At 62.3% G+C, this 14,711-nt stretch carries 13 protein-coding genes; 5 read left to right on the plus strand and 8 right to left on the minus strand.

Going from position 1 to position 14,711, the window contains the following annotated elements; translation table 11 throughout:
• Window positions 1-80 precede the first annotated feature (80 nt).
• The 4 genes from fusA to VSR68_RS01085 form a co-directional block, all read right to left on the minus strand.
• Window positions 81-2,186 carry an elongation factor G gene (gene fusA / locus VSR68_RS01070; protein WP_342938044.1) on the minus strand — a complete coding sequence of 702 codons (2,106 nt, stop codon included), beginning with the start codon at window positions 2,184-2,186 and terminating at the stop codon, window positions 81-83.
• A gap of 284 nt (window positions 2,187-2,470) precedes the next feature.
• Complete coding sequence (locus VSR68_RS01075) at window positions 2,471-2,986, minus strand: DUF192 domain-containing protein (RefSeq protein ID WP_342932593.1); 516 nt, start codon at window positions 2,984-2,986, stop codon at window positions 2,471-2,473.
• Window positions 2,987-3,130: 144 nt separating this feature from the next.
• Entirely contained in the window at window positions 3,131-3,331 is a 201-nt protein-coding gene (locus tag VSR68_RS01080; protein WP_087733785.1) for a hypothetical protein, read from the minus strand.
• Between the two features lie 405 nt (window positions 3,332-3,736).
• The gene (locus VSR68_RS01085; protein WP_342938045.1) at window positions 3,737-4,306 is read right to left on the minus strand and encodes a pseudouridine synthase; all 570 of its coding nucleotides are present in this window, start codon (window positions 4,304-4,306) and stop codon (window positions 3,737-3,739) included.
• A gap of 409 nt (window positions 4,307-4,715) precedes the next feature.
• Between VSR68_RS01085 and icd the strand changes: the two genes are divergently transcribed.
• The 3 genes from icd to VSR68_RS01100 all read left to right on the plus strand — a co-directional run bounded on the left by icd (window position 4,716) and on the right by VSR68_RS01100 (window position 8,290).
• Window positions 4,716-5,972, plus strand: a complete 1,257-nt coding sequence (gene icd, locus VSR68_RS01090) for an NADP-dependent isocitrate dehydrogenase (protein ID WP_342938046.1) — start codon at window positions 4,716-4,718, stop codon at window positions 5,970-5,972.
• Window positions 5,973-6,137: 165 nt separating this feature from the next.
• The gene (locus VSR68_RS01095; protein WP_342938047.1) at window positions 6,138-6,509 is read left to right on the plus strand and encodes a hypothetical protein; all 372 of its coding nucleotides are present in this window, start codon (window positions 6,138-6,140) and stop codon (window positions 6,507-6,509) included.
• A 143-nt stretch (window positions 6,510-6,652) separates the two neighbouring features.
• Window positions 6,653-8,290, plus strand: a complete 1,638-nt coding sequence (locus tag VSR68_RS01100; protein WP_342938048.1) for a multicopper oxidase family protein — start codon at window positions 6,653-6,655, stop codon at window positions 8,288-8,290.
• Between the two features lie 94 nt (window positions 8,291-8,384).
• Here the strand turns inward: VSR68_RS01100 and cspD are convergent, their stop codons facing one another.
• Window positions 8,385-8,591 (minus strand): cold shock domain-containing protein CspD, encoded by a 207-nt coding sequence (cspD, locus tag VSR68_RS01105; RefSeq protein ID WP_017776809.1) that lies wholly within the window; start codon window positions 8,589-8,591, stop codon window positions 8,385-8,387.
• A gap of 550 nt (window positions 8,592-9,141) precedes the next feature.
• Here cspD and clpS point away from each other — a divergent pair.
• A complete protein-coding gene (clpS, locus tag VSR68_RS01110; protein ID WP_012399982.1) occupies window positions 9,142-9,456 on the plus strand; it encodes an ATP-dependent Clp protease adapter ClpS in 315 nt (104 codons plus the stop codon).
• Window positions 9,453-11,753 carry an ATP-dependent Clp protease ATP-binding subunit ClpA gene (clpA, locus tag VSR68_RS01115; protein ID WP_342938049.1) on the plus strand — a complete coding sequence of 767 codons (2,301 nt, stop codon included), beginning with the start codon at window positions 9,453-9,455 and terminating at the stop codon, window positions 11,751-11,753. The genes clpS and clpA overlap by 4 nt, the downstream gene beginning before the upstream one ends.
• 112 nt (window positions 11,754-11,865) lie before the next feature.
• Here the strand turns inward: clpA and dut are convergent, their stop codons facing one another.
• From dut to coaBC, 3 genes are all read right to left on the minus strand, one after another.
• A complete protein-coding gene (gene dut, locus VSR68_RS01120) occupies window positions 11,866-12,312 on the minus strand; it encodes a dUTP diphosphatase (RefSeq protein WP_342938050.1) in 447 nt (148 codons plus the stop codon).
• Window positions 12,313-12,366: 54 nt separating this feature from the next.
• Entirely contained in the window at window positions 12,367-13,371 is a 1,005-nt protein-coding gene (locus tag VSR68_RS01125; RefSeq protein WP_342938051.1) for an LLM class flavin-dependent oxidoreductase, read from the minus strand.
• A 76-nt stretch (window positions 13,372-13,447) separates the two neighbouring features.
• Window positions 13,448-14,659 (minus strand): bifunctional phosphopantothenoylcysteine decarboxylase/phosphopantothenate--cysteine ligase CoaBC, encoded by a 1,212-nt coding sequence (coaBC, locus tag VSR68_RS01130; protein ID WP_342938052.1) that lies wholly within the window; start codon window positions 14,657-14,659, stop codon window positions 13,448-13,450.
• Window positions 14,660-14,711: the final 52 nt, after the last annotated feature.

Here is a 14,711-nt window from a genome sequence, read left to right on the forward strand (position 1 = left end):
TGAAGCTGCGCCGGAACGGGAGTGCAAACAAAAAAGCCCGTCCTTGCGGAACGGGCTTTCATGCTCAGCGTGGAAAACGCCTACTTCCCCTTCGAATTGATGATCGCCTCCGACACGTTGTTCGGCGTCTCGGCGTAATGCTTGAACTCCATCGTGTACGTCGCGCGGCCTTGCGTCAGCGAGCGCAGCGACGTCGAATAGCCGAACATCTCGGCCAGCGGCACTTCGGCGCGCACCAGCTTGCCGCCGCCGCCCGCGATGTCCTCCATGCCCTGCACGATGCCGCGGCGGCCCGACAGGTCGCCCATCACGTTGCCCATGAAGTCCTCGGGCGTTTCCACTTCGACGGCCATCATCGGTTCGAGCAGCACCGGCTTCGCGCGGCGCATGCCTTCCTTGAACGCCATCGAGCCGGCCATGCGGAACGCGTTTTCGTTCGAGTCGACGTCGTGATACGAACCGAAGGTCAGCGTCACCTTCACGTCGACGACGGGATAGCCCGCGAGCACGCCTGCCTTCAGCGTCTCCTGGATGCCCTTGTCGACGGCGGGAATGAATTCGCGCGGAATCACGCCGCCCTTGATCGCGTCGACGAACTCGTAGCCTTTGCCCGGATCGGGTTCGACCGTGATCACCGCGTGACCGTACTGGCCGCGTCCGCCCGACTGCTTGACGAACTTGCCCTCGACGTTTTCGATCTTCGTGCGCACCGTTTCGCGATACGCGACCTGCGGCTTGCCGACCGTCGCCTCGACGCCGAACTCGCGCTTCATCCGGTCGACGAGAATTTCCAGGTGCAACTCGCCCATGCCGGAGATGATCGTCTGGCCGGATTCTTCGTCGGTGGTGACGCGGAACGACGGGTCTTCCTGCGCGAGACGGTTGAGCGCGATGCCCATCTTCTCCTGGTCGGCTTTGGTCTTCGGCTCGACGGCCTGCGAGATCACCGGGTCCGGGAAGATCATCCGTTCGAGGATGATGATGTTGTTCGGGTCGCACAGCGTGTCGCCCGTGGTCGCCTCTTTGAGGCCGACTGCGGCCGCGATGTCGCCCGCGCGCACTTCCTTGATTTCCTTGCGCTCGTTCGCGTGCATCTGAAGAATGCGGCCGAGGCGCTCCTTCTTTTCCTTCACCGGGTTGTAGACGGTGTCGCCCGAATTCACGACGCCCGAGTACACGCGGAAGAAGATCAGCTGGCCGACGAACGGGTCCGTCATGATCTTGAACGCGAGCGCGGAGAACGGCTCGTCATCGCTCGGATGACGCTCAGCTTCCTTGTCGTCTTCGGTGTGGCCGAGAATCGCGGGCACGTCGACGGGCGAGGGCAGATAGTCGATCACGGCATCGAGCATCGCCTGCACGCCCTTGTTCTTGAACGCGCTGCCGCACAGCATCGGCACGATCTCGTTGGCGATCGTGCGCTTGCGCAGGCCCGTCTTGATCTCGTCTTCAGTCAGGCTCTCGTGATCGGTCAGATACTTTTCGAGCAGTTCTTCGCTCGATTCCGCCGCCGCCTCGACCATCTTTTCGCGCCACTCGTGCGCGAGATCCTTCAGGTTGTCGGGAATCTCTTCGTAGGTGAACTTGATGCCCTGGCTCTCGTCGTCCCAGACGATCGCCTTCATCTTCACGAGATCGACGACGCCCTGGAAGTGATCTTCCGCGCCGATCGGAATCTGGATAGGCACGGCCACGCCCTTCAGGCGCTCGCCGATCTGCCGCTGCACGCGGAAGAAATCCGCGCCGACGCGGTCCATCTTGTTGACGAACGCGATACGCGGCACCTTGTACTTGTTCGCCTGGCGCCACACGGTTTCGGACTGCGGCTGCACGCCGCCGACAGAGTCGTACACCATGCACGCGCCGTCGAGCACACGCATCGAGCGTTCGACTTCGATCGTGAAGTCGACGTGTCCCGGCGTGTCGATGATGTTGATCCGGTGCTCTGGATAATTGCCGGCCATGCCTTTCCAGAAGGCCGTCGTGGCCGCCGACGTGATCGTGATGCCGCGCTCCTGCTCCTGTTCCATCCAGTCCATCGTCGCCGCACCGTCGTGAACCTCGCCGATCTTGTGAGTCACGCCGGTGTAGAAAAGAATGCGTTCGGTGGTGGTGGTCTTGCCGGCATCGATGTGAGCACTGATACCGATGTTCCGGTATCGCTCGATAGGAGTCTTGCGGGGCACGTGAACCTCCATGAGTTGGCGCGCCGGTGAATGGCGCCGGGCTTTGCGCTGCAATTGGCTGCGCGGCCCGGACGATTTCTCTCGGTGCTGCGGGTGAGACTATAAGAATAGCGTGTCGCCCTGGCTTTTGCAGGAATCCTGCCAGCACTCGTCCAACGCCGCGCCCGCTTTGCGTTGCAATGCAGCGGACACAAAAAAGCCGGCGCGCCCCGAGGCTGCGCCGGCTGGTATTCGTTCGGACCGTTGGCGGTTTACGGCTTGCGCCGTTCGCGTGCCTGTTGCGCTTATTGCGGGGCCGGCAGGCCTTGAATCTTCATTCCGGGCTTGATGCCTTTCGACGTGAACCAGCCCTTGCTCATCTCCAGCGCATACACGCCATTGTTTTTCGGGCAATGGTTGTTGGTGGTTTCGGCCTGCATCTCGTCGATGTCGGTGATCGTGCCGTCGGCGCGCATGAATGCGATCGACAGCGGAATCAACGTGTTCTTCATCCAGAAGCAATGCACGGCGTTCTCGCCGAACACGAAGAGCATGCCTTCGTTCGGCGCGAGTTGCGTGCGGTACATGAGGCCTTGCTCGCGATCGGCGTCGTTCGCAGCAACGGCGGCGTCGATGACGAACATGCCCGCCGAGAGTTTTGCGCGCGGAAAATCGCCCGGCTGTTTCGCGCCCTGAGGCATCTGCTGCGCAAGGACGTCCTGTGAGGACAGCGTCGCCAGCGACACAACGGACAATGCGGCGACAGGCAGTGCAACTGCAATTGCGAAGCGCGCCATCAACGAGCGCAAAGAAAATCGCACGACGTGACTCCTTGCTGAATATGAACCGCGAATGTTACGCGAGCGCGTCAAAAACAAAAAGGCAGAGAGCCTTGCGGCCATCTGCCTTTCAACGCCGTAAGAACGGCAATGAAGCTAATTCTTGACTGCGTTATTGCAACAAACTTATTCCGACGCTGCCGAAGCTGCTGCTGCCGGAGCTGCCTTCTTGTGCGACTTCTTGTGCGATGCCTTCTTGTGCGACGACTTGTGAGCCGACGAAGCTGCTGCTGCCGGAGCTGCCGAAGCTGCTTCCGGTGCCGAAGCTTGTGCGAATGCTGCCGTTGCGAAGAGGCCAGCGACCAGAGCGGCGATCAGTTTGTTCATTTTGTGAATCCTCGACTTTAGTTAATTAACCAAATGACCCGGTTAGGTTGAGTCATGTCGTTAAACGTGCCGTCCACCTTTCGGTTGACATCCGCATCGAAGAAATTTTTCTCAGCGGCTGCTAGCGTTCGGACACCCCATACAGGTCGTCGAAGCGGCTTGTATCAAGGTTCTTGAGGCTCAATGCCGGACAGCTTAAGCGGCATCTGCGTCGAATAACGCGTGACATTGCGGCACGGTTGACGAAAATTTTCTGGAATTTTTTTGAGTGCGCCGCGCAGACTTTCGAATGCTTTTTTGAGGCTTAATCGCACGCTTTTCAAATAGCGAAAAGAACCGAAAATGCTTGCCGATACAACGGCTTAGTGCTCCTGATCACGCGCTGTTCCGGAGGTATGGCGATTGCTATGCGAGGCCATCCCACGGCGCGCGCGAGGGCAACTCGACGTACTCGCCCGGCTGCAATCCGAGCGAAAAGATATCGAGCGCGCCGACACCGACCCGCACGAGACGCAGCGTCGGAAAGCCGACGGCTGCCGTCATGCGGCGCACCTGTCGGTTCTTGCCTTCGGTGATCGACAGTTCGATCCACGTCGTGGGAATCGCCGCGCGATAGCGGATAGGCGGCGTGCGAGCCCACAGCGCATCGCCGGGCTCGACGAAATCCACGCGGCAGGGGCGCGTCACATAGTCGCCGAGATCGACGCCGCGCGCGAGCGCCTTCAGATCGCTCTCGCCCGGCGCGCCTTCGACTTGCGCCCAATAGCGCTTCACCAGCTTGTGACGCGGCTCGGCGATGCGCGCCTGCAATGCGCCGTCGTCGGTGAGCAGCAGCAGGCCTTCGCTGTCGGAGTCGAGTCGGCCGGCGGGATAGACGCCGGGCACTTTCACCCAGTCGGCGAGCGACGCGCGTGTTTCGTGCGGCGAGAACTGACAGATCGTGCCGAAGGGCTTGTTGAGAGCGAGCAGAGTCATGCGTGAGCGAAGCATTGTGCGGACGCGGCGTCCGTGCGGCCGCAGCAAAGCGATCGCCGCGCGCCGACGGCCACTACGGGCAAGTCCGGTGGCAAATGGCGAGATCTTAATGCATAATATGGAACGTTATGTCCTATGTCTTATATAAGACATAGGACACTCGATTCCTTTCGCGCCAGCGAGGCTGCCGGGACGTGCGTCGGTGCTCGTCCCAAGGGCAGTGTCACGCCGACGTGGGCTAGAATACCCGCCTGCCTGTCTGCTGCATCAGGGTCTGCTGCGTGGGCCTCGCAGTATCGGGCATCGGCATTCGCAGCGGCATCTTGCCGCGTCGCCGCGCGCAAGAGGAGCGCCCCGGTTTCGCAGTTCCAACCTGTTCTCACAGACCAGCCATCACTGGAGTCCGATCATGGCGTATCAGCACATCAAGGTTCCGACTGACGGTGACAAGATCACAGTCAACGCGGATTTCTCGCTCAACGTTTCCGACCAGCCGATCATTCCGTACATCGAAGGCGACGGCACGGGCTTCGACATCACGCCCGTAATGATCAAGGTCGTCGATGCGGCCGTTGAAAAGGCCTATGGCGGCAAGCGAAAGATCCACTGGATGGAGATTTACGCGGGCGAGAAGGCGACCAAGGTCTATGGTCCCGATGTGTGGCTTCCGGACGAAACGCTGGAGGTGCTGAAGGAATACGTCGTGTCGATCAAGGGGCCGCTGACGACGCCCGTCGGCGGCGGCATCCGTTCGCTGAACGTCGCGCTGCGCCAGGAGCTCGACCTGTATGTCTGTCTGCGCCCGATCCAGTACTTCAAGGGCGTGCCGTCGCCGCTGCGCGAGCCGGAGAAGGTCAACATGGTGATCTTCCGCGAGAACTCGGAAGACATCTACGCGGGCATCGAATGGGCTGCCGAATCGCCCGAGGCGAAGAAGGTCATCAAGTTCCTGCGCGAAGAAATGGGCGTGAAGAAGATCCGCTTCCCCGACACGTCGGGCATCGGCGTGAAGCCGGTGTCGCGCGAGGGCACGGAACGTCTGGTGCGCAAGGCGATCCAGTACGCGATCGACAACGATCGCCGCACGGTCACGCTGGTTCACAAGGGCAACATCATGAAGTACACGGAAGGCGCCTTCCGTGACTACGGCTACGCGCTCGCGCAGAAGGAATTCGGCGCGGAGCTGATCGAAGGCGGCCCGTGGATGAAGGTGAAGAATCCGAAGACGGGCAACGACATCGTCGTGAAGGACGTGATCGCCGATGCGTTCCTGCAGCAGATCCTGCTGCGTCCCGCCGAATACGACGTGATCGCCACGCTGAACCTGAACGGCGACTACATCTCCGATGCGCTGGCGGCACAGGTCGGCGGCATCGGCATCGCGCCGGGCGCGAACATGTCCGATTCCGTCGCGATGTTCGAAGCGACGCACGGCACGGCGCCGAAGTACGCGGGCAAGGACTATGTGAATCCGGGCTCGGAAATCCTTTCGGCGGAAATGATGCTGCGCCACCTGGGCTGGACGGAAGCGGCCGATGTCATCATCTCGTCGATGGAAAAGTCGATTCTGTCGAAGCGCGTGACGTATGACTTCGCGCGTCTGATGGAAGGCGCGACGCAAGTTTCCTGCTCGGGTTTCGGGCAGGTGATGATCGAGCACATGTAATCGCGTCCTGACGCTTCGGTATCCTGCACGGACCCCGGCAAGCTCATGCTTGCCGGGGTTTTTCGTTTGGGTTTCCGTCATCAACGCATCGATCGCGCTGCGTTATGATCCGCTGATCCGCTTTGTCGCCGGACATCGCATTCCCGTACCCGTAGATAGATACGCATGACTCTGCTTTGGCGCATTCTCATCGTGTTGACGCTCGCCTTGCTCGGCATGCAGGGCGCGTCCGCGTGCGAGCATGAGCATGCGGCAACGTCGCCGTCACCGTCGACGCGAGCGATGCACATGGATGAGTCGATGCACGCCGTTGCAACACATTGCGATGCCTCGATGGACACGCGCGATGCCGGCTCGCCTTGCCGCCACGCGCACTCGCTGTGCTGCATGACGATGTGCGGGGTTCACTGCAGCGCGATGTCGTCGGGTGCGAGCGTTCCCGCGCGCATGTCGTCGGCCGACGTGCCGGTGCCTCGCAGCGACCCGGCGCGCGCCGGTGTCACGCGCGCGCCGCCTGTGCGGCCGCCGATCGCGTGACCGCTTCGTGTCAGCGCGCTTTTTCGTGGCGCGCAAAAACGCAGCTCGATGCGTGAGCGCACGCGCGCTCGCCACTCGTCACAAGATCCATTGCGCGCAGCGAGCCGTCTGATTGCCGCGCCGCATCAGCAAGGAAACGATCCATGATTCGCAGGGAATTTCTCGTCCGCACGTTGAGCGCCGCCGTTGCCTCGCTCTTCGCGCGCGACGTTTTCGCACAGCACTCGATGCACGACATGCATGGCGCGCACGACATGTCCAGCATGGGCGACATGAAAGACATGCCCGGCATGTCACCGGATCATGCGACGCAATCGCATGCCGCGTCGTCCGCTGGCAATCTCGCGCCCGAAACCGCGCTGCCCGCGGGCACGCCACTCGCCACATTCCGCAAGCTGGCGAACGAAAGCAGTGAGCCGGGCGTCTTTCGCGCGACGCTCGTCGCGCAGCCCGTGCGCCGCCAGTTGACGCCCGGCCATTCCACCGCGCTGTGGCTCTACGGCGATGCCGCGCAGGGCTCGATCGTCGGTCCGCTGATCGATGTGCGCGAAGGCGACACCGTCGAAATCCGCTTCGTCAACCGTTTGCCGCAGCCGTCGACGATCCACTGGCACGGACTGCCGGTGCCGCCCGATCAGGACGGCAATCCGACGAATCCCGTCGCGCCTGGCGCGACGCATGTCTATCGCTTCACGCTGCCGCGCGGCAGCGCGGGTACGTACTGGTATCACCCGCATCCGCACATGATGACGGCGGAGCAGGTGTTTCGCGGGCTGGCCGGGCCGATCATCGTGCGCGCCGCCGACGATCCCCTCGCCGAATTTCCGGAACGGCATCTGTTCTTCTCGGACCTGAAGCTCGCGAGCGACGCGTCCATCGCGCCGAACGACATGATGGACTGGATGAACGGCCGCGAAGGCCAGTTCGTCTTGGTGAACGGCGCGCGGCGTCCGCGTCTCGCCGTTGCGCAGGACGAGCGCTGGCGTTTGTGGAACGGATGCAGTGCCCGCTATCTGAGATTGTCGCTCGGCGGCGAACAGGCTTTCACGCAGGTCGGCACGGACGGCGGCCTGCTCGACAAGCCGCGCGACGGTCTCACGGAACTGCTGCTAGCGCCCGGCGAGCGCGCGGAGATCGTCGTTCGCGCAGGTGCGCAGCCGTCGACGGCGGTTCTCACCGCTGCCGTCTATGACCGCCGCAAGATGACGATGACGGAAGGCAACAGCCTGCCCGCCGATCCGGCGAAAGCGCTCGCCGATGTCCGCTTCGAGCCGGGCCCGGCGGCGGCGCGCGCCTTGCCGCCGACGCTGCGCCCCATCGCGCCGCTGTTGTCGTCGGCGGACACGGCGGCCGACAAAGTGCCGCGCAAATCCGTCGTCTTCGCCGAAGCGATGGACATGAAGTCGATGCACCGTCCGGGCGCGATGATGTCCGCGCTGCCGCCCGGCATGAAGTTCATGATCAACGGCGCGACGTTCGATCCATCGCGCATCGCGCTAACCAGCCGGGCGGGCGAGGTCGAAGTCTGGTCGATCGAAAACCGCACCGACATGGATCATCCGTTTCACCTGCACGGCACGCAGTTCCAGGTCATCGAGCGCGAGCTGGCGGGCGCGAAGACCGCCGAGCCGTATCTCGCGTGGCGGGATACCGTCGACGTCCGGCGGGGAGAGACGGTGCGCATTGCAACGGTCCAGCGCGACGCGGGCGAGCGGATGTTCCACTGCCACATTCTGGAGCACGAGGATCTCGGCATGATGGCGACCCTCAAGGTCGTCTGATTTCGGCCGTAGATATCGATAGCGGGGCGGACTGCGCCAGAAACGAAAAAACCCGGCGTGATGCCGGGTTTTCAAGGGTGCGGAACCGAACGTATCAGGCTGCGGCCTGAATGTTCGATGCCTGCTTGCCCTTCGGGCCTTGAACGACCTCGAAGCTGACCTTCTGGCCTTCCTTGAGGGTCTTGAAACCGTTCATCTGGATAGCCGAAAAGTGTGCAAACAGATCCTCACCGCCTTCGTCGGGCGTAATGAATCCGAAACCCTTCGCGTCGTTGAACCACTTGACCGTACCAGTTGCCATACCAACTTCCCCTGTAACTCAAAAGCTGCCACGAGCCCTCGAAAAGCTCAACGACCGCGGGATGCAGTCGCCCCTCCTCACAAGCTCACCAACGGCATTTTTTCGTATAGACCACTTATTGAAAAAAGTGCCAGCTTGATTGTTGAGTCTCTTTAATCGAGTGTCAAGAAAATTTTGAGACGCTGAATTCTCCGTTGTAAAGAACCAATTTCCAGGGTTTTTACCGCTTTGCATGTGTGCGGTGGCGCAAGCGGGGCATCTTGAAAAGTCGCATAATCAACGCACATGCTGTGTTGCGGACAGAGGCCGGCGTCGAACGGACGGACCGTCAGCCTGCTGGTCCGGGTTGTGCGATACTCAATCCGACCGAAGTCATTACGCTGCAACACAGATGTATATCGAATATTTCGGAGGGCCGCGACCGCAATCGGCCCGGCGCAAAGCGCACCCACGAGAGGCCGCTCCAACGGGCCGGAGGGAACTGATGTCCGACCAGCCGGTCGGGTTTTGACAGGATTGCGGGCCTGTCCGAGTTGTTTAGAATGGGTGTATGGCGATTATCCCGGACAAGCAGGACAACACCGTACTGGAGCGGCAGGAACAAAAGCTGAAACCGCCTGCCATGTTCAAGGTGGTGCTGTTGAATGACGATTTCACGCCGATGGAATTCGTCGTGATGATCGTGCAGGAATATTTCAATAAGGATCGTGAGACCGCGACACAAATCATGTTGAAGGTCCATCGCGAGGGCAGGGGAGTTTGTGGGGTCTACACGCGGGACATCGCGTCGACCAAAGTCGAGCAAGTCGTTACCCACGCACGGCAGGCCGGGCATCCGCTGCAGTGTGTGATGGAGGAAGCATGATTGCCCAGGAACTGGAAGTCAGCCTGCACATGGCGTTCATGGAAGCGCGCCAGGCGCGGCATGAGTTCATTACGGTCGAACATCTTTTGCTGGCGCTGTTGGACAACCCGACGGCGGCCGAAGTGCTGCGCGCGTGCGCGGCCAACATCGAAGACCTGCGTCAGAACCTGCGCAACTTCATTCACGACAATACCCCGACCGTTCCGGGCACCGACGACGTCGATACTCAGCCTACGCTGGGTTTCCAGCGCGTGATCCAGCGCGCGATCATGCACGTCCAGTCCACGTCGAACGGCAAGAAGGAAGTGACGGGCGCGAACGTGCTCGTCGCGATCTTCGGCGAGAAGGATTCGCACGCGGTCTACTACCTGCAGCAACAGGGCGTCACGCGTCTGGACGTCGTCAACTTCATTTCGCACGGCATCGCGAAGACGAACAGCTCGGAAGCCGCGAAGTCGACCGACGCAAGCGCCGAATCGGACGAAGCCGCTGCGCAGAAGGAAACGCCGCTCGCGCAGTTCACGCAGAACCTGAACCAGATGGCGAAGGACGGCCGCATCGATCCGCTGATCGGACGCGAGGCGGAAGTCGAGCGCGTCGTGCAGGTGCTGTGCCGCCGCCGCAAGAACAATCCGCTGCTGGTCGGCGAGGCGGGCGTCGGCAAGACGGCGATCGCCGAGGGCCTCGCCTGGCGCATCACGCGCGGCGAAGTGCCGGACATTCTGGTGGACGCGCAGGTCTACTCGCTCGACATGGGCGCGTTGCTCGCGGGCACCAAGTATCGCGGCGACTTCGAACAGCGCCTGAAGACGGTCCTGAAGGAATTGAAGGAGCGTCCGAACGCAATTCTGTTCATCGACGAAATTCATACGCTGATCGGCGCGGGCGCTGCATCGGGCGGCACGCTGGACGCGTCGAATCTGCTGAAGCCGGCGCTGTCGTCGGGCACGTTGAAGTGCATCGGCGCGACGACGTTCACCGAATTCCGCGGCATCTTCGAGAAGGACGCAGCGTTGTCGCGTCGTTTCCAGAAGATCGACGTGACCGAGCCGACCGTCGAGCAGACGGTGGCGATCCTGCGCGGCCTGAAGTCACGCTTCGAAGAGCACCACGGCGTGAAGTACTCGTCGGGTGCGCTGTCGGCGGCGGCTGAGCTGTCGGCGCGCTTCATCACGGATCGTCATCTGCCCGACAAGGCAATCGACGTGATCGACGAAGCGGGCGCGGCGCAACGCATCCTGCCGAAGTCGAAGCAGAAGAAAACGATTGGCAAGAGCGAGATCGAGGAAATCATCTCGAAGATCGCGCGCGTGCCGGCGCAAAGCGTGTCGCAGGACGATCGCAGCAAGCTGCAGACGCTCGATCGCGATCTGAAGGCCGTCGTGTTCGGTCAGGACCCCGCCATCGACGCGCTCAGCGCTTCGATCAAGATGGCGCGCGCGGGTCTCGGCAAGACCGACAAGCCGATTGGCGCGTTCCTGTTCTCCGGCCCCACGGGCGTCGGCAAGACGGAAGTGGCGCGGCAACTCGCGTTCACGCTGGGCATCGAGCTGATCCGCTTCGACATGTCGGAGTACATGGAGCGTCACGCGGTGAGCCGTCTGATCGGCGCGCCGCCGGGATATGTCGGTTTCGATCAGGGCGGCCTGCTGACGGAAGCCGTAACGAAGAAGCCGCACTGCGTGCTGTTGCTCGACGAAATCGAGAAGGCGCATCCGGACATCTTCAACGTGCTGCTGCAGGTGATGGACCACGGCACGCTGACTGACAACAACGGGCGCAAGGCGGATTTCCGCAACGTCATCATTATCATGACGACGAATGCGGGCGCTGAGTCGATGCAGAAGTCGTCGATCGGTTTCACGACGCGCCGCGAGACGGGCGACGAAATGGTCGACATCAAGCGGATGTTCACGCCGGAGTTCCGCAACCGTCTGGACGCGACGATCAGCTTCCGCTCGCTGGATGAAGAAATCATCATGCGCGTGGTCGACAAGTTCCTGATGCAACTCGAAGACCAGTTGCATGAGAAGAAGGTCGACGCGCTCTTCACCGACTCGCTGCGCCAGCATCTCGCGAAGCACGGTTTCGATCCGCTGATGGGCGCGCGTCCGATGCAGCGTCTGATCCAGGATACGATCCGCCGCGCGCTCGCCGACGAGCTGCTGTTCGGCAAGCTGATGAACGGCGGCCGCGTGACGGTCGACGTCGATGCGGACGACAAGGTCCAGCTGACGTTCGACGAGAACTCGGCGCCGCCGCGCAATCCGAATCCGGAAGCGGTGGAAGTGGACTGAGCGTCGGTCGCTCCGCAGATCTGAAGCAAAAACGAAACGGCGTGGGTTTTACGACCCACGCCGTTTTTATTTTCTGCACGTCAAACGCATCAAAGCGATGACGAGCAATGCCTCAGTGCTTGCCGGTGCTGCCGAAGCCGCCTTCGCCGCGCTCGCTCGATTCGAACTCGTCGACGATATTGAATTCCGCCTGCACGACCGGGACGATCACGAGCTGCGCAAGCCGCTCCATCGGATTCAGCGTGAAGGTGGTCGTGCCGCGGTTCCACGTCGAGATCATCAACTGGCCTTGATAGTCCGAGTCGATCAGGCCGACCAGGTTGCCGAGCACGATGCCGTGCTTGTGGCCGAGACCCGAGCGCGGCAGGATCAGCGCCGCATAACCGGGATCGCCGACATGGATCGCGAGGCCCGTCGGCACGAGCGCCGTTTGGCCGGGCTCGAGCTTCAGCGGCGCTTCGAGGCAGGCGCGCAGGTCGAGGCCCGCGCTGCCCGTCGTCGCGTAGGCGGGGAGTTGTTCGCGCATGCGCGGATCGAGAATCTTCAGGTCGAGTTTCATGCAGTTCGGTGAGAGGTTGAAAAAGTAGCGTTGTCCGTTGATTCGAAGGTCTTTCTACGACTTGCCGAGTTCGAACGCCTCGGCCAGCAGTTCATATGAGCGCAGGCGCGCGCGATAGCTGCCCGCGACGGTGAGCACGATCAGTTCGTCCGCGTCGAACTGTTCCTGCAATGCATGCAGCCGCTCCGTCACCGACTCAGGCGTGCCGATGATGCTGCGCGGCTTTTCCCTGTCGATGACGAGAACTTCGCGCTCGCCGTATTCCTGCGTGAGCCCCTGTTCGATCGACGGAATCGGCGCATTCAGACCGTACGCCATCTGCACGCGGCGCAGATCGACGGCCTTTTCGAGGTCGGCGGCTTCGTGTTCGGTATCCGCGCAGATCACGAACACAGCGGCCGCCAGATACGGCTTCTGTTCGTGACCAGGCTTGAAGCGTTCGCGATACGCCTGCGCGACGGCATGCCCGAAATGCGCATTGATGAAATGCGCGAACGAGAAGCGAATGCCGAGCTGCGCCGCCAGCAGCCCGCCGAAATCGCTGGAACCGAGCACCCACAGTTGCGGACGCGTTTCGACTTGCGGCTGCAGCAGCACCCCGTAGGCGAGATGATCGGAAGGCAGCGTGCCGTCCATCGTTGCGACGAGATCGGCGACTTGCTGCGCAAACTGTTCGCCGCGATTGTAGGTGCCCGCCGCGACGGCCTGCGCTGTGCGCATGTCGCCGCCCGGCGCGCGTCCGACGCCCAGATCGACGCGGTTCGGAAACAGCGCTTCGAGCATCATGAACTGCTCGGCGACCTTGAACGGACTGTAGTACGGCAGCATGATGCCGCCCGAGCCGATGCGGATGCGCTTCGTCACGCTGCCGAGCCGCGCGAGCATCACCTCCGGACACGGGTTCGATACGCCATACAGTCCGTGATGTTCGGCGCACCAGTAGCGCGTATAGCCGAGATCGTCGGCGAGTTGCGCGAGTTCGACCGTCGCGGCAATCGCGTCGGACACCTTATGCCCGTCGATGACGGGCGTCTGGTCGAGCACGGAGAGCAGGGTCATGACAGCACCATGGCATTGGCTGAGGGATCGTATTCGAGCGTGACCATTCGCGATGACACGATGAGCGCGGCGACGCTCAGGCGATCACGCTCGCATCCGGCAGGCGCTTGGCGATTTCCGCGATCAATGCGCGCGCGAGCGTCTGCTTGTCCGCGCGCGGAAGCCGCGTGATGCCGGCGGCTTCGAAAAGCACGACTTCGTTGTCGTCGAGCCCGAACGTCTGCGGGCCGAGATTGCCGATCAGAAGCGGCACGTTCTTGCGCTTGCGCTTCTCTTCGCCGTTCGTGTCGAGATCGCCGCTTTCCGCCGCAAAGCCGACGCAGAACGGCGGACGCGGCAGCTTCGCAACCGACGCCAGAATGTCCGGATTCTCGACGAACGAAAACGACGGGATCGCGCGATCGGCGGTCTTCTTGATCTTGTGATCGGCGACATGATCGACGCGCCAGTCCGCGACGGCCGCCACGCCGATAAAGATGTCGCAATCGGGCACGGCGCGCATGACGGCGTCGTGCATCTGCTGCGCAGTCTGCACGTCCTCGCGGTAGACGCCCCACGGCGTCTCCAGCCCGACGGGCCCGGCGACGAGATGCACGTCCGCGCCCGCCTGCTGTGCCGCGCGCGCGAGCGCGAAGCCCATCTTGCCGCTCGAACGGTTCGTGATGCCGCGCACGGGATCGATCGGCTCGAACGTTGGGCCGGCCGTCAGCAGCACGCGGCGGCCCGCCAGGATCTTCCGCGTGAAGAACGACGAGATCGCTTCGTAGACGGCTTCCGGTTCGAGCATGCGCCCGTCGCCGACTTCGCCGCACGCCTGCGCGCCCGAATCCGGTCCGAGCAGTTCGATGCCGTCCGCGCGCAATTGCGCGACGTTGCGCTGCGTCGCGGGATTCATCCACATTTGACGGTTCATCGCGGGCACGACGAGCAGCGGACAGTCACGCGCGATACAAAGTGTGGACAGAAGATCGTCGCACAGGCCGTTTGCGAGCTTCGCGAGGAAATCGGTGGAGGCGGGGGCGATCACGATCGCGTCGGCTTCGCGCGACAGATCGATGTGCGGCATGTTGTTCGGAATGCGCGCGTCCCACTGGCTCGTGTAGACGGGGCGGCCGGACAGCGCCTGCATCGTGACGGGGGTGATGAACTGCGTCGCCGCGTCCGTCATCGCGACCTGGACGGTCGCGCCCGCCTTCGTCAGAAGGCGCGTGAGTTCAGCGATCTTGTAGCAGGCGATCCCGCCTGTCATGCCGAGGACGATGTGTTTTCCGGCGAGTTCTGTGGCCAACTGATGCCTCCGACAAGACGTGATGACCGACGCATCGGTGAAGCGCGCCGGC

The organism is Paraburkholderia phymatum (genome assembly GCF_038900715.1).
GTDB classification, from domain to species: domain Bacteria; phylum Pseudomonadota; class Gammaproteobacteria; order Burkholderiales; family Burkholderiaceae; genus Paraburkholderia; species Paraburkholderia phymatum_A.

Bases quoted from the DNA above. Each gene is read 5' to 3' on its own strand.
- dut (WP_342938050.1), bottom strand. From the start codon at position 12,312: ATGAAACTCGACCTGAAGATTCTCGATCCGCGCATGCGCGAACAACTC.
- VSR68_RS01080 (WP_087733785.1), bottom strand. From the start codon at position 3,331: ATGAACAAACTGATCGCCGCTCTGGTCGCTGGCCTCTTCGCAACGGCA.
- VSR68_RS01100 (WP_342938048.1), top strand. From the start codon at position 6,653: ATGATTCGCAGGGAATTTCTCGTCCGCACGTTGAGCGCCGCCGTTGCC.
- clpA (WP_342938049.1), top strand. From the start codon at position 9,453: ATGATTGCCCAGGAACTGGAAGTCAGCCTGCACATGGCGTTCATGGAA.
- icd (WP_342938046.1), top strand. From the start codon at position 4,716: ATGGCGTATCAGCACATCAAGGTTCCGACTGACGGTGACAAGATCACA.
- VSR68_RS01125 (WP_342938051.1), bottom strand. From the start codon at position 13,371: ATGACCCTGCTCTCCGTGCTCGACCAGACGCCCGTCATCGACGGGCAT.
- VSR68_RS01095 (WP_342938047.1), top strand. From the start codon at position 6,138: ATGACTCTGCTTTGGCGCATTCTCATCGTGTTGACGCTCGCCTTGCTC.
- clpS (WP_012399982.1), top strand. From the start codon at position 9,142: ATGGCGATTATCCCGGACAAGCAGGACAACACCGTACTGGAGCGGCAG.
- VSR68_RS01085 (WP_342938045.1), bottom strand. From the start codon at position 4,306: ATGACTCTGCTCGCTCTCAACAAGCCCTTCGGCACGATCTGTCAGTTC.
- cspD (WP_017776809.1), bottom strand. From the start codon at position 8,591: ATGGCAACTGGTACGGTCAAGTGGTTCAACGACGCGAAGGGTTTCGGA.